Source organism: Alsobacter sp. SYSU BS001988, assembly GCF_054796215.1.
In genome coordinates, this window is the sequence record NZ_JBTAMK010000006.1 from 88,177 (window position 1) to 107,717 (window position 19,541).

The 19,541-nt window shown below is 70.2% G+C and carries 18 protein-coding genes; 7 read left to right on the forward strand and 11 right to left on the reverse strand.

Features of this window, described 5'->3' with window-relative positions:
- Positions 1-52: 52 nt before the first annotated feature.
- Positions 53-2,095, forward strand: a complete 2,043-nt coding sequence (locus tag ACYVO7_RS13640) for an NAD(+) synthase (RefSeq protein ID WP_460450374.1) — start codon at positions 53-55, stop codon at positions 2,093-2,095.
- A gap of 6 nt (positions 2,096-2,101) precedes the next feature.
- Entirely contained in the window at positions 2,102-2,716 is a 615-nt protein-coding gene (locus ACYVO7_RS13645; protein ID WP_460450375.1) for a cysteine hydrolase family protein, read from the forward strand.
- 63 nt (positions 2,717-2,779) lie between these two features.
- On the opposite strand, the gene ACYVO7_RS13650 is transcribed toward ACYVO7_RS13645, so the two are convergent.
- Positions 2,780-3,292, reverse strand: a complete 513-nt coding sequence (locus tag ACYVO7_RS13650) for a DUF4142 domain-containing protein (protein WP_460450376.1) — start codon at positions 3,290-3,292, stop codon at positions 2,780-2,782.
- A gap of 377 nt (positions 3,293-3,669) precedes the next feature.
- On the opposite strand from ACYVO7_RS13650, the gene ACYVO7_RS13655 reads away from it, so the two are divergent.
- Positions 3,670-4,884, forward strand: coding sequence for a TAXI family TRAP transporter solute-binding subunit (locus tag ACYVO7_RS13655; RefSeq protein ID WP_460450377.1), 1,215 nt, complete (start codon positions 3,670-3,672; stop codon positions 4,882-4,884).
- A 13-nt stretch (positions 4,885-4,897) separates the two neighbouring features.
- On the forward strand, positions 4,898-5,662 hold the full coding sequence (locus tag ACYVO7_RS13660; protein ID WP_460450378.1) for a hypothetical protein: 765 nt from the start codon (positions 4,898-4,900) through the stop codon (positions 5,660-5,662).
- A gap of 77 nt (positions 5,663-5,739) precedes the next feature.
- Here the strand turns inward: ACYVO7_RS13660 and ACYVO7_RS13665 are convergent, their stop codons facing one another.
- A complete protein-coding gene (locus tag ACYVO7_RS13665) occupies positions 5,740-6,939 on the reverse strand; it encodes an ABC transporter substrate-binding protein (RefSeq protein WP_460450517.1) in 1,200 nt (399 codons plus the stop codon).
- A 180-nt stretch (positions 6,940-7,119) separates the two neighbouring features.
- Between ACYVO7_RS13665 and ACYVO7_RS13670 the strand changes: the two genes are divergently transcribed.
- Positions 7,120-7,374 carry a hypothetical protein gene (locus tag ACYVO7_RS13670; protein ID WP_460450379.1) on the forward strand — a complete coding sequence of 85 codons (255 nt, stop codon included), beginning with the start codon at positions 7,120-7,122 and terminating at the stop codon, positions 7,372-7,374.
- A 100-nt stretch (positions 7,375-7,474) separates the two neighbouring features.
- Here the strand turns inward: ACYVO7_RS13670 and ACYVO7_RS13675 are convergent, their stop codons facing one another.
- The 3 genes from ACYVO7_RS13675 to ACYVO7_RS13685 all read right to left on the reverse strand — a co-directional run bounded on the left by ACYVO7_RS13675 (position 7,475) and on the right by ACYVO7_RS13685 (position 9,533).
- A complete protein-coding gene (locus ACYVO7_RS13675; RefSeq protein WP_460450380.1) occupies positions 7,475-8,005 on the reverse strand; it encodes a GAF domain-containing protein in 531 nt (176 codons plus the stop codon).
- Positions 8,006-8,110: 105 nt separating this feature from the next.
- Positions 8,111-9,172 (reverse strand): ROK family protein, encoded by a 1,062-nt coding sequence (locus ACYVO7_RS13680; RefSeq protein WP_460450381.1) that lies wholly within the window; start codon positions 9,170-9,172, stop codon positions 8,111-8,113.
- Between the two features lie 37 nt (positions 9,173-9,209).
- Positions 9,210-9,533 carry a hypothetical protein gene (locus ACYVO7_RS13685; protein WP_460450382.1) on the reverse strand — a complete coding sequence of 108 codons (324 nt, stop codon included), beginning with the start codon at positions 9,531-9,533 and terminating at the stop codon, positions 9,210-9,212.
- Positions 9,534-9,703: 170 nt separating this feature from the next.
- On the opposite strand from ACYVO7_RS13685, the gene ACYVO7_RS13690 reads away from it, so the two are divergent.
- On the forward strand, positions 9,704-9,970 hold the full coding sequence (locus ACYVO7_RS13690; protein ID WP_406858257.1) for a DUF3297 family protein: 267 nt from the start codon (positions 9,704-9,706) through the stop codon (positions 9,968-9,970).
- A gap of 159 nt (positions 9,971-10,129) precedes the next feature.
- On the opposite strand, the gene gltA is transcribed toward ACYVO7_RS13690, so the two are convergent.
- Both gltA and gltX read right to left on the reverse strand, forming a co-directional pair.
- Positions 10,130-11,416, reverse strand: coding sequence for a citrate synthase (gene gltA / locus ACYVO7_RS13695; protein ID WP_460450383.1), 1,287 nt, complete (start codon positions 11,414-11,416; stop codon positions 10,130-10,132).
- 238 nt (positions 11,417-11,654) lie between these two features.
- On the reverse strand, positions 11,655-13,088 hold the full coding sequence (gene gltX / locus ACYVO7_RS13700; protein WP_460450384.1) for a glutamate--tRNA ligase: 1,434 nt from the start codon (positions 13,086-13,088) through the stop codon (positions 11,655-11,657).
- A 126-nt stretch (positions 13,089-13,214) separates the two neighbouring features.
- Between gltX and ACYVO7_RS13705 the strand changes: the two genes are divergently transcribed.
- Positions 13,215-16,028 (forward strand): ComEC/Rec2 family competence protein, encoded by a 2,814-nt coding sequence (locus tag ACYVO7_RS13705; RefSeq protein WP_460450385.1) that lies wholly within the window; start codon positions 13,215-13,217, stop codon positions 16,026-16,028.
- A 26-nt stretch (positions 16,029-16,054) separates the two neighbouring features.
- Here the strand turns inward: ACYVO7_RS13705 and lexA are convergent, their stop codons facing one another.
- From lexA to trpC, 4 genes are all read right to left on the reverse strand, one after another.
- The gene (gene lexA, locus ACYVO7_RS13710; RefSeq protein WP_460450386.1) at positions 16,055-16,753 is read right to left on the reverse strand and encodes a transcriptional repressor LexA; all 699 of its coding nucleotides are present in this window, start codon (positions 16,751-16,753) and stop codon (positions 16,055-16,057) included.
- A gap of 226 nt (positions 16,754-16,979) precedes the next feature.
- Positions 16,980-18,200 carry a molybdopterin molybdotransferase MoeA gene (locus ACYVO7_RS13715; RefSeq protein WP_460450387.1) on the reverse strand — a complete coding sequence of 407 codons (1,221 nt, stop codon included), beginning with the start codon at positions 18,198-18,200 and terminating at the stop codon, positions 16,980-16,982.
- Between the two features lie 31 nt (positions 18,201-18,231).
- The gene (gene moaC, locus ACYVO7_RS13720) at positions 18,232-18,729 is read right to left on the reverse strand and encodes a cyclic pyranopterin monophosphate synthase MoaC (protein ID WP_460450388.1); all 498 of its coding nucleotides are present in this window, start codon (positions 18,727-18,729) and stop codon (positions 18,232-18,234) included.
- Entirely contained in the window at positions 18,726-19,541 is an 816-nt protein-coding gene (trpC, locus tag ACYVO7_RS13725; protein WP_460450389.1) for an indole-3-glycerol phosphate synthase TrpC, read from the reverse strand. Before trpC ends, moaC begins: the two co-directional genes overlap by 4 nt.

The window sequence follows — 19,541 nt, forward strand, 5'->3', positions numbered from 1 at the left end:
AGGTCCGGAACCGAACGCGCCGGCTGGCGCTTCGGACAGGAGTGATGGCGGCATGACCTTTCAGTCCCTCTACCAGCATGGGTTCGCCCGCGTGGCGGCCTGCACGACGCGGGTTCGCCTGGCCGATCCGCTCGCCAACGCCGACGTGCTGCTCAGGTCCCTGAAGGACTGCGACGCGCAGGCCGTGGCGGTGGCGGTGTTTCCGGAGCTCGCGCTGTCGGGCTACGCCATCGACGACCTGCTCCTCCAGGACCCGCTCCTGGACGCGGTGGAGCGGGCCGTATCCGTCCTCCTCGACGGCTCCCGCAACCTGCAGACTCTGATGCTGGTCGGCGCGCCGCTGCGGTGGCGCGGCAGGCTCTACAACACGGCGCTGGCGATCCACCGGGGGAGGCTCCTGGGCGTCGTGCCGAAGGTCCACCTGCCGAACTACCGCGAGTTCTACGAGAAGCGGCATTTCGCGTCGGGGCAGGGGACGGAAGGCGGTTCGATTCGGCTCGCCGGCCAGGAGGCGCCGTTCGGACCGGACCTGGTGTTCGAGGCCTCGGACCTGCCGGGGCTCGTCGTGCATGCGGAGATCTGCGAGGACCTCTGGGTTCCGGCCCCGCCAAGCTGCTTCGGGGCGCTGGCGGGCGCGACCGTGCTGGCCAATCTCTCCGCCAGCAACATCACGATCGCGAAGGCGCAGACGCGCGCCCAATTGTCCTGCGCCCAGTCGGCCCGGTGCCTCGCGGCCTATCTGTACGCGGCGGCCGGCGCGGGCGAGTCCACGACGGACCTCGCCTGGGACGGACAGACCTCGATCTACGAGAACGGCGTCCTGCTGGCCGAAAGCGAACGCTTCCCGGCCGGCGACCAGATGGTCGTGGCGGACGTCGATCTCGACCTGCTGCGGCAGGAGCGGGCCCGGCAGGGCACGTTCGACGACAATCGCCGCCTGCATCCGCAGGTCGAGGCGTTCCGCCGCGTCGCCTTCGACCTCGGCGCCAGCCGCGAGGATTTCGGCTTGAGGCGGCGCGTCGAGCGGTTCCCGTTCGTGCCGGCCGATCCGGCCCGCCTCGCCCAGGATTGCTACGAGGCCTACAACATCCAGGTCGCGGGCCTGGTGCAGCGTCTCTCGGCGACGGGCGTGAAGCGCGCGGTGATCGGGGTGTCGGGAGGCCTCGATTCGACGCAGGCGCTCATCGTGATCGCCAAGGCGATGGACCTGCTGAAGCGGCCGCGGACCGACATCCTCGCCTACACGATGCCGGGCTTCGCCACCGGCGACGAGACCAAGGCGAACGCGCTGGCGCTGATGGCGTCGCTCGGGGTCAGCTGGAGCGAGCTCGACATCCGTCCGGCCGCCCGCCAGATGCTGAGCGACATGGACCATCCCTTCGCCAGGGGCGAGGCGGTCTATGACGTCACGTTCGAGAATGTGCAGGCGGGCCTGCGGACCGACTATCTCTTCCGTCTCGCCAACCAGCATGACGGCATGGTGATCGGCACGGGCGACCTCTCCGAACTCGGCCTCGGCTGGTGCACCTACGGCGTGGGGGACCAGATGTCCCACTACAACGTCAATTCCGGGGTGCCCAAGACGCTGATCCAGCACCTGATCCGCTGGGTGATCTCCTCCGAGCAGTTCGACGCCAGCGTCGGGCGGGTGCTCGACTCCATCCTGGCGACGGAGATCTCGCCCGAACTCGTCCCCGTCGAGGCGGGCGAGAAGCCGCAGAGCACCGAGGCCAAGGTGGGCCCCTACGAGCTTCAGGACTTCAACCTGTTCTACACGCTGCGCTACGGCTTTCGGCCGTCGAAGATCGCCTTCCTGGCGCAGCACGCCTGGCGCGACGCGTCGGCGGGCTCGTGGCCGCCGGGATTTCCGGACGACCGCCGGCGGGCGCACGACCTTCCCGAAATCCGGCGCTGGCTGGAGGTGTTCATCCGCCGGTTCTTCGGCTTCAGCCAGTTCAAGCGCTCGGCCATGCCCAACGGCCCCAAGGTGGTGGCCGGCGGCTCGCTGTCGCCCCGCGGCGACTGGCGCGCCCCGTCGGACGGCAACGCCACGGCGTGGCTGGATGAACTCGAGCGCAACGTTCCGAAAGACTGAGGCCGCATGGGAAAGAAAGACGAGCTGAGCTACGGGCCGCTGTCGCCCAGGACCACCGTGCATCTGTGCGTCGACATGCAGCGCCTCTTCGCCGAGGACACGCCCTGGCGGACGCCCTGGATGCCGAGGGTCCTGCCGAAGGTCGTCGAGCTCGCCGCCCACAAACCCGACGCCGCGATCTTCACCCGGTTCATCCCGGCCGAGCGGCCCGGGATCGGGCAGGGGACCTGGAAGCGCTATTACGAGCGCTGGGCGGATGTGACGCTGGACCGCATCGGCCCGGCCATGGTCGACCTGATCCCGGATCTGCGCGCCTTCACGCCCCCCGGCGAGATCCTGGACAAGCATGTCTATTCGCCGTGGATCGACAGCGACCTCGAGCGCCGGCTGCAGCTACGCGGGGCGGACGCCATCGTGGTGAGCGGGGGCGAAACGGATGTCTGCGTGCTCGCCGCCGTCCTGGGCGGCGTCGACCGCGGCTATCGGGTCGTGGTGGCCACCGACGCCCTGTGCAGCTCCTCGGACGAGGCGCATGACGCCATGATGACGCTCTACCACCAGCGCTACGGCCAGCAGGTGGAGACGGCGACGGTCCAGACCATCCGGGACGCCTGGGCGTAGCCCCGACAGCATGAAGCCCCGGCGTCGACCGGGGCTTCGCGCAGAGTTTCGGGGTTCAGCCGGTCACATCGACTTGCCGGCGCTCTTGTCGAGAGACTGCGCCGCCTCGAGGTGCTTCTGCAGGTCCGGCAGGGTCTGGCTGGCGTAGTCGCCGGCCGGGTCGCCCTTCATCTTGGAGGCCTTCTGATATTCGGCGATGTCCTTCTTGTGATCGGCCACCATGTGTTTGGCGAAGGCCTTGTCGAAGGCCGCCCCGTTCATCTTGGACATCTTCTGGTAGTCGGCTTTCTGCTGCTTGGTCGGCTCGGTGGGCGGCGTGACGCCCAACTGCTGGGCGACGGCCGTCGCCTTCTGGTTGGCGTTCCCGTGGTCGGTCGTCAGCATCTGGCCGTAGCTCTTCACGGCGTCGCTCTGGCCGTTCTGCTGCGCGAGCTGGCCCATGGACACTTCCGCCATGTTGCCCTGGATGGCCTTGGTGATGAACGCCTTGCTGGGCGGATCCTTGGCGAGCGCGGCCGGAGCCGACAGCGCCAGGGCGAGCGAGGCGGTGAGTCCGAGAATCGAAATCCGAGACATGGTTGCATTCTCCTGAGGTCGCGTCGGGGGTGTGCGTCGCGTTCTGCCGCGGGCGGCAGCATCGATGGTGTGGAACGACAGCGCCGAGGCGGTGGTTCCAGAAACCGCGGTGCGACACGGGGTCGAGGCGCGTCCGGACACAGGTCAGCGCCTGGCGGAAGTCACGCTCGGTGTCAGGCTTCGGGCTCGCGGCGCGTGACATTGCTGGACGGCGAAGCCGGACGATTCACGACGGAACCGCCTGACGACGGCCGAATGCCATCAAGCATCGCTGATTTGGACAGAGTCTGGCCCAATTCAGCGGCAAGTTAGACCTCGGCATCAAGGTGGACGGACGCCGTCCCCCTCGACAACCCTTAGGATCCAGAATGAGATCGATGACCCGCGCGTGGCTCGCCGCCGTGCTGGTCGGCGCCGCCTCCGCGGCTTCGGCGCAGACCGCGCCCGCTCAGCCGACCTCTCCCGAGACCTGCAACGCTCTCTGCCAGCTCTTCAAGGGCCTCGGCGGAGACCGCAATCCGCCGGGCTCGTCCCAGGCCGCGTCTCGCGCCGCTCCCGCGCGCGCCGCCGCGAGCGACCAGCCCGCCGACAAGGCCGGCCGTCGCCGCACGGCTCCCGCGCAGGCCGGACGGAGCGCCGACGCGGCTCAGCCCGGCGACGAGACGGGCTCGACCGCCCCGCAGCGCCAGGCCGCCGTCGCCACCCGGCCGGGGCCGGACGAGCAGGCGGAGCCGGGCAAGCTCAGGATCCTCACCGGGCCGGGGCCAGGGCGCGAGGCGATCGTCGCCGACCTCGGCGCGGTCCTGGGGCCGGAGACCAAGGTCGACGCGGTCAGCGGGCGCAATGCGGCGCTCAAGGACCTCTTGACGATTCCGGGCGTCGACATGGCCGTGGTCTCGGCGCCGGTCCTGGCGGCGGCGAACACCGAGAAGCTCGTGCAGGTGGCCAAGCTCTTCGGCGAGGAACTGCACGTCGTCGCCGGACCCGATGTGACGCGCATCGAGGATCTGGCCGGCAAGCCCGTCCATCTGGGTCGTCCGGGGAGCGACACGGAAGCGGTCGCCCGGGCGGCGCTGCAGGCGCGCGGCGTCGAGGTGGTCGCCCTGCACGGCTCGCTGGAAGACGCGTCCGCCGATCTGCGGGAGGGCCGGGCCGCGGCCTTCGTGCTGCTCGCGCCCAAGCCCTTCGCTCCGCTGGCGCAACTCGACGCCGGAGCCGGCGCGCACCTCGTGGCCATCTCCTACAGGGGCGTCGGCGAGGCCTATGATCCGTCGAGCTTCACGGCCGCCGACTATCCCGCCTGGGTGCGGCCCGGGGAACGGGTCGAGACGCTGGCCGCCGACGCGGTGCTGGTGGCGCCGTGGTGGCGCGAGAGCTCGCCCCGGCAGAAGGAGCTCACCGCGGCGGCCAGGACGCTCTTCGAGCGCTTTCCGGGTCTGCTGCGCGAGGGGCGGCATCCGAAATGGAAGGAGACCAACCTCGCGGCGGCGGTCGACCGCGTGCGCCGGTTGAAGACGGCTCAGCTCTGGGTGCAGTCGCAGATCAAGGTTCGTCCGGAGGCGGTCGAGCGCTCGGCCTCCGCTGGCCGCTGAGGAGATGAACACGATGCTGGACACCGATCTCCGCGATCCTGACGCTCCGCTCGGCGCGCGCGACGTCAAGCCCGCGCCGCTCCGCCGGCGAGCCGGCGCGACCGGCGCCCGTGCGCTGACGCCGTTCCTGGCGGCGGGCGGCCTGGCCGTAATCGCGGCGGGCCTGGCCACGCTGACCGTCTCGGTGCTGACCCCGTCCGACGGCGCGCTGGCCCCGTCCGACCCCATCCCGGCGACGAGCCAGACGCGCCCGCTGGCCCAGGCCCCGGTCGTGGAGCGGACGCCTGAACCGGCGCCGCGCGTGGTCGACGCCAAGCCGCCGACGCCCTCGGGCGCGCCGCCGGAGCCCGCCCCGGCGAAGCCTGAGCCCGTCGCGCCGGCCGCCCCCGCCCCGGAGATGCGCGCGGCCATCGAGCCCGCGCCGGCTCCCGTCCAGGCGCCCGCTCCCGCGCCTGCCCAGGCTGCGTCTCCGACGCCCGGTCCGTCGGCGGCCGCGGCCGTGGGCGCGCTCGAAACGGGGAGCCTCCACCTCAGCGCAGACGAGATCCTGTCCGATCTGGAGCGGGGCGAAAGCAAGCTGCAGGCCGGCGACATCGCATCGGCGCGCCGCTACTTCGAGCGCGTGGCTCTCGCCGGCGACGCGCGCGGGGCGATCGGCATGGCGCGGTCCCATGATCCGGACGTGCTCGCCAAGCTGCCGGTCGTCGGGCTGGAGCCCGACGCGTCCGCGGCCGCCTCGTGGTACGACAAGGCCAAGACCCTGCGCGCCGGCCCTTGACGCGCGCCGGACAGTCTGCATGAAAAAGGGCCCCCGCCGTTTCCGGAGGGGGCCCTTTCAGCATCGCTGGTCCCGGATCAGCCCTTGATCATCGGGCAGTTGCCCTCGGACATCGGACGGAAGGCCTTGTCGGCCGGGATGGTGGCGAGCGTCTTGTAGACGTCCCACTCGCCCTTCGACTCCGACGGCTTCTTCACCTCGAACAGGTACATGTCGTGGATCTTCCGGCCGTCCGGCCGGATCGAGCCCTTGCCGAACAGCGGGTCGTCCGTGGGGATCTCCTTCATCTTGGCGATGACCTTGGCGCCGTCGTCCTTGCTCTTCAGCGCTTCGACCGTCTTCAGGTAGTGAAGCACGCCCGCATAGACGCCGGCCTGGACCATGGACGGCATCTTGCCGCCGGCCTTCTCGGCGAAGCGCTTGGACCAGGCGCGGGTGGAGTCGTTGTTGTCCCAGTAGAAGGATTCGGTCAGCACGAGGCCCTGGGCCACGTTCAGGCCCAGCGAGCGCACGTCGGAGATGAACACCAGAAGCCCGGCGATGCTCTGGCCGCCCTTGACGATGCCGAACTCGGCCGCCTGCTTGACGGAGTTGATGGTGTCGCCGCCGGCGTTGGCGAGCGCCACCACCTTCGCGCCGGAGGCCTGCGCCTGCAGAAGGAAGGACGAGAAATCCGAGCCCGGGAAGGGGTGCTTGACCGACCCCAGGATCTTCCCCCCAGCCTTGGTGACGAGCGCCGACGCGTCGCGCTCCAGCGCGGCGCCGAAGGCGTAGTCGGCCGTGATGAAGAACCACGTGTTTCCGCCCCGCTGGACCATGGCGGTGCCGGTGCCGTTGGCCAGCGCCCAGGTGTCATAAGTCCAGTGGACGGTGTTGGGGGAGCACTGCGATCCGGTCAGGTCGGACGTGCCGCCGCCGGAATTGATGTAGGCCTTGTTCTTTTCCCTGGTGATCTGGGACACGGCCAGGGCCACCGAGGAGGTCGGAACGTCGACGATGAGGTCCACGCCGTCGCGGTCGTACCACTGGCGGGCGATGGCGGCTCCGATGTCGGGCTTGTTCTGATGGTCCGCGACGACGACTTCGGCCTTGATGCCCTTCTCGGAGGCCTTGAAGTCCTCGATCGCCATGCGGGCCGCGACGGCCGATCCCTCGCCGGTGATGTCGGCGTAGAGCCCGGAGCGGTCGTTCAGAACGCCGATCTTCACGGATGTCTGGGCCTGCGCGAAGCCCGCGGCGAGCGCCGCGAGCGCGACGCCGAGCATCATGCTTTTCATTTTCATTTTTGGTTTCCTCCCAAAGGGATGGGAAGCTTAGGCCAACGCGGCCCCGGTGGGGAAGTGGCCTTCCTGCGACGTCGTGAAGATCGCGACCCGCATAAGGACGCAGTGGAAAAGCCGGTTCGGTAACCATCGGCTAACCGACGTGGGTCAGCCTGCGAGCATCAGGAGACGACGATGCGCAACGAGACGACCCTGGCGGCGGACGCCGTGACCATCATGGCCATGATGGAGGCCCTGCGGGTCGCGTTCGAGGCGGCCTCTGAACCGGCGGTGAGCCGGTCGGCGGACGACCTGAACGACCGCATCCTGCGCGAAGTGAAGCAGATGGAGCTGCCGACCTATTCCTACGCTAGCCAGGCGCAGGGGATCGAGGAAGCCCTGGCCTGCATCAGGCTCGCCCTCGACCAGGCGCGGAGCAAGGCGGCCTGATCAGAGCATGCTGCGAAAAGGTGGAATCCGGCGTTTCGCACAAAGCATGCGACAGCCATAAGACCTAGAGCATGCTGTTTTTGTCGAAACACCGCATGCTCTAGGCGCAGAACGCCTTTTCCGACAGCATCTCGCGGGCCACCCGGCCCGCCTTCAGCAGGCGAAGTTCGGACACGGCGATGTCGGCGAGGTTCTTCAACACCAGCGTATCGGGCTTGGTGAAAGGGCGCGGCTTGGTGTCCAGCAGGCAGACCGTGCCGAGCCGGAGCCCGCAGGAGAAGATGATCGGCGCGCCGGCGTAGAACCGGACGTAGGGATGGCTCTGCACGATGGGGCTGCGCGACCAGCGCGGGTCGCGCAAGGTGTCGCAGATCACGAGCGGCTCGTCGTTCATGATGGTCTCGCTGCAGAACGAATCTCCGCGCGGGAGGCTCGACGGCGACAAGCCCCGCGCGGCCTTCATCCAGTTCCTGTCCCGGTCCATGAACCCGACGATCACCATGGGCACATGAAAGTGCTCCTGAGCGATCTGGCAGATCCTGTCGAACGCCGGCGACGGTCCCGTGTCGAGGATCTCCAGGGCGGCCAACGCGGTGAGTCGGGCCTGTTCGTTGGCCGGAACTGGGAACATGAAGGGTCCGTGGGACGGAGCGGCGGCTGAAACCACCCTGCCACGCCAGCGGAGGCTCTGCCATTCGGTGGAATGCGATACGTAATACCACCAAGAGTTGTGTCGTTAGTTGTCTTTGGACGACTTACGATTGCTGAAACGGGCGTTGCCCAGCCCTGTTCCGATGGTCAGGACGCCCCACCGCTCGACGTCCTGCATGAAGGGGACCTGGCTCAAACCCTGCACGACGGCGTCATTGTGCATGACCACCACGGTCTGGTGCCCGCCCACCTTCGGAATCGCCCCGGCGATTTCGGCGGGGAGGTTGAAGCGGCCGCTCTCCCAGTTGCCGCCGGGCAGGTTCTGGCCGCCCCGGTCGATGGAGCCGTCCGGGTTGATCACGCCGGGGCAGCCCACCCCGATGAAGGGCGCCAGGCGAAGCTTCGCCTTGCCCGCCCGGACGATCAGGTCCTCCAGCATGGCGACGAGGCGCGCGACGGCCTGGTCGCGCTTCGGGCTCTCGTCCGCGTGGCGCCACAGCTCGGTCTCGACGACCTTCGCCTTGGCGAAGTCCGGCGCGGATTTGAGGTTCAGCTCCACTACGCCGGCCCGGATGTTGGAGCCTCCGATGTCGACGCCGATGATCGCCTGGTAGCCCGAGAGGGTCCAAGGCGCCACGAGTTGCACGGAGCCGATGATCCCGGCGTGATCCGGGTGGTGGCGGATGGGCGTGAGTTTCACCTCGTGCCCGGATCCCTTCAGCAGGCCGTTGGTCCGTCCGATCACCAGTTCGCCGATGCGGCCCTGCCGGAAGCCGCCGCCCACGACGATGCGCTGGGTGTCCTGCCAGCCTTTCGCCCGCAGGAACCGGCGCGTCACGGCCGCCAGCTCCTGGGCGAAATCCTCGATGGCGCCATGGACGAGGCCGGCCCCGTCCGGATCGCCGTTCAGGAGCACGTCTTCCAGCTTCTTCTTGCCGATCTCCTCGCTCGGCTTGTCGCCCAGCGGATCGTCCTCGTACTGGCGGAACCGCTCCCGCCAGTCCTCCAGGATCTCGGCGAAGGCGCGCTTGCTGGCGCGGTCGCCCAGGAAGCCCTCCTTGCCGCGAAGCTCCAGGTTGTAGCTGTCGATGACGACGGCGGGAAGGTCGTCGGCGCCGTGAGGGCCGTTGCGCGCGTCTTCAGGCATGGGGGTCTCCGCCGGCCGGCGCCCTGGGCGTCCGCGGTCAGTTCGAGGGCGTATGCGACGGGGTGAGGACGACCGATTTGTTGGCGCGGGTCTCCTCCGCAAGCTGGCGCCAGTCCCGCCCCTCGCAATATTCGGCCGCCGCGCGCAGGACTTCGCCGGCCATGCGGAAGGCCTCGTCCTCCGTCGCCTGGAACGTCTTGGAAGGGTCGTGAGGCGCGCGGATCCGCAGCGTCACGGTCTGGACGGGCGTCGTCTCGGACTCGCGGAAGCCGAGATTGACCTGGGTGGCGATGGTCTGGGGCCGTTGGGGATCTCCCTCCGACACCGTCATCTCGCCGAAGGAGAAGCTGTAGAAGCGCATGCGACCCTCATCCCGTGGACCGCACCGACAACGCGCGAGGCGGCCTTCCGTTCAGGTCCAGGTCCTGTGGCGGCGTCTCAGGCGCCGCAGAGCGAAGGCGGAGATTGGCGCCGGCCTCCGCAACCATTAGGTCTGCGTGGAAAGTCTCATCGAGAAAGGACCGCGACCCCATGTCCGATACGTTGCCCGACCGCCTCTCCGTCAACCCTTCGAGCCCCTATTACGACGAGGCGGTCCTGAGCCGCGGCGTCGGCATCCGCTTCAAGGGCGTCGAAAAGACGAATGTCGAGGAGTATTGCGTCAGCGAGGGCTGGGTGCGGCTGAGCGTCGGCGCGTCGAAGGATCGCTTCGGCAATCCCATGACGGTGAAGCTCAAGGGGCCCGTCGAGCCCTATTTCAACGCCGCCCTGGCGCCGGACGCCGAGCCGAAGGCCTGAGAGGCCGCTTCACCACAGCGACGCCTTGGCGCGCTCGGGCCATTGCGCGTCATGGGCCGGGCCGCCGACCTCGCCCTGCGTCATCGCCGCGAGGATCTGGCACGCGCCTGAGCGCGCCACAAAAAGGAAAGGCGGACCGAAGCCCGCCTTCCTTTTCGATCAGCGCTGGTTGATCGACACGTATTCGCGCGAGGGCGAGCCCGTGTAGAGCTGGCGCGGGCGTCCGATGCGCTGGGACGGATCCTCGATCATCTCCTTCCACTGCGCGATCCACCCGACCGTGCGGGCGAGCGCGAACAGCACCGTGAACATGGAGGTGGGGAAGCCCATCGCCTTCAGGGTGATGCCCGAGTAGAAGTCGATGTTGGGGTAGAGCTTCTTCTCGATGAAGTACTCGTCATGCAGCGCGATGCGCTCCAGCTCGAGCGCGACGTCGAGCAGCGGATCGTCCTTGATGCCGAGCTCGTTGAGCACTTCATGCGTGGTCTTCTGCATGATCTTGGCGCGCGGATCGTAGTTCTTGTACACGCGATGGCCGAAGCCCATCAGGCGGAACGGATCGTTCTTGTCCTTGGCGCGCGCGATATAGTGCGGGATGCGGTCGACCGAGCCGATCTCCTGCAGCATCTTCAGCGCCGCCTCGTTGGCGCCGCCATGCGCCGGTCCCCACAGGCAGGCCACGCCCGCCGCGATGCAGGCGAAGGGGTTGGCCCCGGACGACCCCGCCAGGCGCACCGTCGAGGTCGAGGCGTTCTGCTCGTGGTCGGCGTGCAGGATGAAGATGCGGTCGAGCGCGCGCGACAGCACCGGGTTGACCTTGTACTCCTCGCACGGGACCGCAAAGCACATGCGCAGGAAGTTGGACGTGTAGTCGAGATCGTTCTGCGGGTAGACGAAGGGCTGGCCGATCGAATACTTGAACGCCATGGCCGAGAGCGTCGGGATCTTGGCGATCATCCGCATCGAGGCGATCATCCGCTGCTGCGGATCGGAGATGTCGGTCGAGTCGTGATAGAAGGCCGAGAGCGCGCCCACGCTGGCCACCAGCACCGCCATGGGGTGGGCGTCGCGGCGGAAGCCCTGGAAGAAGCGCATCATCTGCTCATGCACCATCGTGTGGCGCGTGACGCGATAGTCGAAATCCGCCTTCTGGGCGGCGGTCGGCAGCTCCCCGTAGAGCAGGAGATAGCAGGTCTCCAGGAAGTCGCCGTGCTCGGCCAGCTGCTCGATCGGGTATCCGCGATAGAGCAGAACGCCTTCGTCGCCGTCGATATAGGTGATCTTGGACTCGCAGCTCGCCGTGGAGGTGAAGCCCGGATCGTAGGTGAACATCCCCGTCTGGGCGTAGAGCTTCGCGATGTCCACCACGCTCGGCCCGATCGAACCGGACTTGACGGACATCTCGAGGGTCTTTCCGGCGATCGAAAGGGTGGCGGGCTCGCTCATGGGCGGTATTCCTTCGGGCCAAGACATCAAGGCAGGCGACCAGCAGCCAGCACCATCACGCTTCGCCGCTGCCGGCGGGGCCAGGCGGGCTCGCGAGGGCTCTCGGTTTGCCTGGAATCGAGGCAAAAACCGGGTCCGCCGCCGAAAGTTCGCTTGAGGCCTAGCGTTTGCTAGCCCAATTCCCGGGGGCGTTCAACCACACCGAAAGTCGGGCTCGGCCGTGCATGGCTGCCCGTCCTCAGGCCGGGACCTTCTGCGCCTGGTCCCTCAGGCGCGCGAGGCTTTCGTCGCGGCCCAGAACGGCCATGACGTCGAAGAGGCCGGGCGACGTGGCTCGCCCGGTCAGGGCGGCGCGCAGGGGCTGCGCGACCTGGCCGAGCTTCGCGCCGGTCGTCTCGGCGAAGGCGCGGACGGCGGCTTCGGTCGAGGCCGCGGACCAGTCCTCGAGCGCCTCGAGCTCCGGCATCAGCGCCGCGATGCGGCCGCGGCCGCCGTCGGCCAGCAGCTGCTCGGCCTTCGGCTCCAGGCCGAGCGGGCGCGACGCGTAGAGATAATAGGCGCTGTCGATCAGCTCGATCAGCGTCTTGGCCCGCTCCTTCAGGCCCGGCATGGCGGCCACGAATTTCTCCCGCAGGGCGGGCGACAGCGACGCGGGCGCGCCTCGCGCCGGCCCGACTTCGGGCAGGATGACCTCGATCGCCTTGACGAGATCCTCGTCGGAGCTCGTTCGCATGTAGTGGCCGTTGATGTGCTCCAGCTTGGCGAAGTCGAAGCGCGCGGGCGAGCGGCCGATGCCGGAGAGATCGAAGGCGTCGATCATCTCCTGCGTGGTGAAGAACTCCTGGTCGCCATGGCTCCAGCCCAGGCGCACGAGATAGTTGCGCAGCGCGGCGGGCAGGTAGCCGAGCGCCCGGTAGGCGTCGACGCCCAGGGCGCCATGGCGCTTGGAGAGCTTCGCCCCGTCCGGCCCGTGGATGAGCGGGATATGCGACATGCTCGGCACGTCCCAGCCGCAGGCCTGGTAGATCTGCGTCTGGCGCGCCGCGTTGGTGAGGTGGTCGTCGCCCCGGATCACATGGGTGACGTCCATGTCGTGGTCGTCCACCACCACGGCCAGCATATAGGTCGGGGTGCCGTCCGAGCGCAGCAGGACGAGGTCGTCCAGGTCCTTGTTCTGCCAGACGACGCGGCCCTGGACCTGGTCGTCGACGACGGTCTCGCCCTCGGTCGGGGCGCGCAGCCGGATCACCGGCTTGACGCCCGCCGGCGCCTCGCTGGGGTCGCGGTCGCGCCAGCGGCCGTCATAGCGCATCGGCTTGCCTTCGGCGCGGGCCTGCTCGCGCATCTGCTCCAGCTCCTGCGGGCTGGCGTAGCAGTAATAGGCCTTGCCCTCGGCCAGGAGCTTCTCGGCGACCTCCTTGTGCCGCGCGGCGCGGGCGAACTGGTAGACGACGTCGCCGTCCCAGGTGATCCCCAGCCACTGCAGCCCGTCCAGGATGGCCGCGATGGCGGGCTCCGTCGAGCGCTCGCGATCCGTGTCCTCGATGCGCAGCAGCATCTTGCCGCCGAAACGCTTGGCGTAGAGCCAGTTGAACAGCGCCGTACGGCCGCCCCCGATATGCAGGAAGCCGGTCGGCGAGGGAGCGAAACGGGTCACGACAGGTGCGGACATCGGGCGAAGGGTCTCGGGAAAAGACAGGGGCGGACGATGCAACTCCCCGTCGCTGGTCCGCAGGAGGCCGTCGTGTAGCATCAATGGCGGGCGAGGTTAAGGGCGCCCGCTTTCGGGATGCGCGGCATGGAACGAGGCCGTTCGCCAGCCGGCAGGGCGACGGCGATCGCCGCCGGCGCGGCGGGCGTCCTGGCCGGACTGCGGCCGGATGGGCGGAGCCTGCCGACCTGGCTCCTGGAGCTGGGCGCGTCCTTCGGCGCGGCGCTGCGCAGGCTCTTCCAGCGGGAGATCGAGGAGCGCCGGCTGTTCCTGTGGCTCCCGGTCGCGGCCGGCGCGGGCGTGCTGGCCTATTTCGCCGCGGAGCAGGAGCCGTCGTGGTGGGCCCCGGCGCTTGGCCTCCTCGTCGCGTCCTGCGGCGCCGTCGCAGCCCGCCCGCGCTCCCGGCCGGCCTTCATCGCCTGCGTGGCGGCCGCGGCGATCTTCGCCGGTTTTCTGGCCGCGGCGCTGCGCACGCTGGCGATGGCCGCGCCGGTGCTCGACAGAGTGCGGGTGGCCAGGCTCACCGGAACGGTGGAGGCGGTCGAGACGCGCATCTCGGGCGGCCGCCTGATGATCCGCCCCTCCAGCATCGAAGGCGTGGACGCCTCGGCCATGCCCTACCGGGTGCGGCTGACGACGCCCAACCGGCCGACCGCCCGGGCCGGCGACGTCGTCACGGCTACGGCGCGGCTGCTGCCCCCGCCGGAGCCGTCGCGGCCCGGAGGGTACAACTTCGCCCGGGACGCCTATTTCGGCGCGATCGGGGCCGTGGGCTCGCTGTCCGGCGCCATCGCGATCGCGCCGGCGCCGCCGGACGGCCCCTGGGATCGGCGCCTGTTCGCCGCCGTCGACCGGGCGCGCAACGCCATGACGGAGCGGATCGCGACCGCCATCGGCGGGGCGGCGGGCGGCGTCGCGGCGGCGCTGGTCACCGGCAAGCGCGGGCTCATCCCCGAGGAGGTGAACGACCATCTGCGGGCGGCCGGCATCTACCATGTCGTCTCGATCTCCGGCCTCCATCTCGTGCTGGCGGCCGGGATGGTGTTCTGGCTGGTGCGGGCCGGGCTGGCCCTCTGGCCCGCCGTCGCGCTGCGGCGGCCGATCAAGAAGTGGGCCGCCGCCTGCGCGATGGTCGCCGGAGCCGGCTACACGGTGTTCGCCGGCGGCGACGTGGCGACGGTCCGCTCCCTGGTCATGACCCTCGTGCTGCTCGGCGCGATGCTGGTCGACCGGCCGGCGCTGTCGATGCGCAACCTCGCTTTGGCGGCGCTTCTGATCCTGGCGATCGAGCCGGAGTCCATCCTGGCGCCGGGGTTCCAGATGTCCTTCGCCGCCGTGGCGGCGCTGGTCGCGGTGTTCGAGCGGCCCGGACATGGCGGCGCCGACCCGGAGGCGGGCAGCTTCACGAGCCTGGGCCTGCCGCAGGCGAGCCCCAAGGCGCCCCCGAGCGGCTGGATCGGGCGCGCCGTCGCGGGCGCGAAGCACCACCTCGTCGGGACCATGCTGTCGACTCTCGTGGCCGAGGCGGCGACCGGCGCCTACGGCCTCTACCACTTCCAGCGCTTCACGCCCTTCGGGCTTTTCGGCAACGCCATGACCCTGCCGCTGGTCTCGCTGATCGTGATGCCGGCCGCCCTGCTGGGCGCGATCGCCTATCCGTTCGGCCTGGACGGGCCGATCTGGCGGATCATGGGGCTGGGCGTGGAGGGCATGCTCCGCATCTCCGCGCGCATCCATGGCTGGTCGGGATCGACCCAGGCGGTGACGGCCTTCGGAGCCGGGGCGGTGCTGCTGCTCACGGCCGCGCTCCTGTGGCTGACGCTCTGGCGGACCGCGCTGCGGTGGCTGGGCGTGCCGCTCGGCCTTGCGGGCGTGCTTCTGGCGGCTCAGTCCCGCGCGCCCGACGTGGTCATGGCGCGGGACGGGCGCGCTTTGGCCGTGCGCGGGCCCGAGGGCCGGATGGTGATCGTCGGCCGGCAGGCCGGATCCTTCGTGACCGAGCAGTGGCTCAGGGCCGATGGCGACGTCCGCGGCGTCGGCGACCCCAGCCTCGGCGCCGGCGCGTCCTGCGATCCGCTCGGCTGCGTGGTCAAAATGGCGGACGGCGAGGCCCTGTCGCAGGTGCTCTCGGCGGCGGCCTTCGCGGAGGACTGCGGCCGCGCCGCCGTCATCGTCACCCCGCTCGCCGCGCCCGCCTGGTGCGACCGTCCGCTGGTGCTCGACCGGACGCGCCTCGCCGCGCTGGGCGCCGTGGCGCTGGTCCGCGAGGGAGAGGGTTTCCGCATCGAGAGCGAGCGCAGCCCTCAGCGGGACCGGCCTTGGATCCCGCGGCCCGCGGCGCCGCGCGAGCCCAGCGCCAAGGCGCTGGAGGCCGCGGCCGCCGCCCGCGCCCGCGCCGCGCAGGGCGGGACGCCCTCCCATGGCGAGGAAGACGACGAAGCGGCGGTCAGCGCGCCGATGGCTCCTGCTCCCGCACCGCCGGCCCCGAGGGCTCCGGCCGGCGCTCCCGCCCAGCCCGTCCGCAGCCCGCCGGCCGCCGCGCCTGCGGCTGAGGATGGGGGCGCGCAGACGCAGGAGGCGCGCCCGGCCGTGTCGCCGCCTTCGCGCAAAAAGAAAAAGAAGAGCAAGGCCACGAGCGCGCCGTCAGCGCTGGCGCCGGCGGAGCCGCGATCCGCTATTGGCGACGCCGAGCCTGCTGACGCCGCGCAGGCTGACGTCACGCCAGCGCAGGCCAAACCCAGCCAAGGTCCGCAGATCCCGTCGCCCAGAGCCAGGACGACTCGTGCGGCCCGCACCGCGCCGCCCGATCCGCGGACGGAACCGGCGGCGCCTGTCCAGCCGGCCCTGAGCCCCGAGGATGACGCCGATCCCGACCCCGATCCCCTCGACGGGAGAAGGTGACCGGCGCGACGCGTCCGAACCGAGGCTCAGTATTTGCGCAGCAGGCTCACCAGCTTGCCCTGGATGCGCACCCGGTCGGGACCGAGAACGCGGGTTTCGAAGGCCGGGTTGGCGGCTTCGAGCGCGATCGAGGAGCCGCGGCGGCGAAGCCGCTTCAGCGTCGCCTCCTCATCGTCGATCAGGGCGACGATGATGTCGCCATTGTCGGCGTTGTCCTGCTTGCGCAGCACAACGGTGTCGCCGTCGAGGATGCCCGCCTCGATCATCGAATCGCCGCGGACCTCGAGGGCGTAGTGCTCGCCGGAGGAGAGCATGTCCGGCGGCAGGCTGATCGTGTGGCTGCGCGACTGGATGGCCGAGATCGGCGTGCCCGCCGCGATCCTGCCCATCACCGGGATGGACACGTTCTGGTTAGCCTCTTCGCCCAGGACCTTGGGGCGGAGCTTGCCGAGATTGCCCTCGATGACGTTCGGGCTGAAGCGGCCCCGGGGCGCCTGACCCGGCACGGACTGCTCGGGCATCCGCACCACCTCGATGGCGCGCGCCCGGTTGGGCAGCCGGCGGATGAAGCCGCGCTCCTCCAGCGCCATGATGAGGCGGTGGATGCCCGACTTCGATTTCAGGTCCAACGCCTCCTTCATCTCGTCGAAAGAGGGCGGCACGCCGTCCTCGCGCAGGCGATCGTGGATGAAGCGCAGGAGTTCGTGCTGCTTTCGCGTCAACATCGCGCAAGGATCTCCGCTGTCCGACGGCGGCCGGGACCACCCGGCGACTCGTCAAAACAAATCACGAACAAACCATACATGTTCAGCCTGTGTTCCGCAATCGTCCCCCGCGATTCCGTCATGGAGGTCAGGCCGCCGCCCGCGCGGGGCGCGTCGCAGCGTCAGGCCGGCGGGCTTGGAAGCGGTCGGCCCGATGCCGCTGGCGTCGGCCGTCGGGCGCGCCTGCTCAGAGCCTCACGATGCGGCAGGGGTCCCCGGCCTTGCCGGGAGGGGCGTGGGGCTTGCGCACCAGGAGGCAGTCGGCTTGCGCCAGCACCCGCAGCATCGATGAATCCTGGCGCCCGAAGGGCGTGGCGCGGAGCTCGCCGCCGGGTCCGCGCTCCAGCGTCGCGCGCAGGTAGTCCTGGCGCGAGTCGTTGGCCGCGACGTCGGCGCCGAGCGTCGCCGTCTCGGTGACGTCGGCCCCGGCTTTCGGGTCGCCCTGGAGCGCGCGGATCAGTGGAGCGAGGAAGAGCCGGCCGCACACGATGGACGAGACCGGGTTGCCCGGCAGGCCCAGGATGGCCATGCCCTGCATGCGGCCGAAGATCAGGGGCTTTCCGGGCCGCATGGCGATGCGCCAGAAGCCCAGCGTCATGCCGCGCCGGGTCAGTGCGGACTGCACGAGGTCGTGGTCGCCCACCGAGGCGCCGCCGAGGGTCACCAGCACGTCCGCTTTCGCCGCCATCGCGGCCTCGATGGCCTCTTCCAGCGCCTGGAAGCTGTCGCCCGCGATGCCGAGATCGACAGGCGTTCCTCCGGCCCGGCGGACCATGCCGGCGATCGCATAGGTGTTGGAGGCGACGATCTGGTCCGGCCTCGCGGCCTCGCCCGGCCTGACGAGCTCGTCGCCCGTGGCCAGCACCGCGACGGTCGGGCGGCGCCGCACGCTCACCATGGGATGGCCCATGGCGGCGGCGAGCGCGACGCTGCGCGGGGTCAGCCGCAGGCCCTCGGCGAGCAGGGCGTCGCCCGTCGCGAAGTCCAACCCGGCCGGCCGGATGAAGCGGCCAGGCGACGGCGCCTCCATCACGGTGACGGCGCCGTCCGACGCGCGTGCGTTCTCCTGGATCAGGATGGCGTCCGCGCCGTCGGGAATGGGCGCGCCGGTGAAGATCCGCACCGCCTCGCCGGGCGCGACGGTGCCGCCGAAGGCCCGGCCCGCCGGCGCCTCGCCGACGACCCGCAACCGCGCTCCCGCCGCGGCGTCCGCGGCCCGCACCGCGTAGCCGTCCATCGCGGAGGCTGCGAAGGGCGGCTGGGTCCGCAACGCCGCGAGCGGCGCCGCCAAGGTCCGGTCCAGCGCGTCCGCGACGGGGACGTCCTCGGCCGGCAGCACCGGGCGGGCCGCATCCAGCACCCGCGTAAGGGCTTCGTCGACGGAGAGGAGCGGCTCGGATGCGGTCATGGTCAATCCTTCCGGGCCTTGCGCGGGGCGGTCATGACGAGCGGGCAGGGGCCTCTTCGGCCCGCCAGGAGCCGGATTTTCCGCCGTCCTTCCGGAGCAGGCGCACCGCCTCGATCCGCATGCCGCGATCGGCCGCCTTCACCATGTCGTAGACGGTGAGGCAGGCCACCGAGACCGCCGTCAGCGCCTCCATCTCCACGCCGGTCTGGCCGGACACCTTGACGACAGCGGTCACGCGGACGCCTGGCAAAGCCTCGTCGAGAACGAGGTCGACGGCGACCTTCGACACCATCAGGGGATGGCAGAGGGGGATCAGCTCATGCGTCTTCTTGGCCGCCATGATGCCCGCCACGCGGGCGACGCCGAGCACGTCGCCCTTCTTGGCGTCGCCGGCGCGGATCAGGGCCAGCGTTTCGGGCAGCATCACCACCGCGCCCTCGGCCACGGCGGTGCGCGAGGTCACGTCCTTCTCCGACACGTCCACCATGGCGGCGGCGCCGCTGGCGTCGATATGGGTGAGCCCGCTCACGCCGCCCCCGCCTTGGCGGCGTCGCCGAACAGCAGTTCCCGGGTGGCCGCGGCGACGTCCGGCCGCCGCATCAGGCTCTCGCCCACCAGGAACGTGTCGATCCGCGAGCGGGATAGCCGCAGGATGTCGTCGTGGGTGAAGACGCCGCTCTCGCCGACGATGATGCGGTCCGCCGGGATCAGGCCCGCCAGCTCCTCGGAGACGGAGAGGCTCACCTCGAAGGTGCGCAGGTTGCGGTTGTTGACGCCGACCAGGCGGGTGTCGAGGCGCAGCGCCCGGTCCAGTTCGGGGGCGTCGTGAACCTCGACCAGCACGTCCATGCCGCAATCGCGCGCCGTCGCGGCGAGGTCGCGGGCCTCGGCGTCGGTCACGGACGCCATGATGACGAGGATGCAGTCGGCGCCCCAGGCCCGGGCCTCGTAGACCTGGTAAGGCTCGAACAGGAAGTCCTTGCGCAGCGCCGGCAGCCCCGAGGCGTCGCGCGCCGCGGCGAGATAGTCGGCCCGGCCCTGGAACGAGGGCTCGTCCGTGAGCACCGACAGGCAACTCGCGCCGCCCTCCGCATAGGCGCGGGCCAGGGAGGCGGGGTCGAAGTCGGCGCGGATGAGCCCCTTGGAGGGGCTCGCCTTCTTGATCTCGGCGATCAGCGCCGGCCGGCCCTGCGCCAGATGGGCCTCGATGGCCTGCACGAAGCCGCGGGGAGGGGCGGCGGCGCGCGCCCGGCGCTCCATCTCGGCCGGAGGCGCAATGTCCTTGGCGGCCGCGATCTCGCGGCGCTTGTAGGCTTCGATCCTGGCGAGGATGTCGGACAC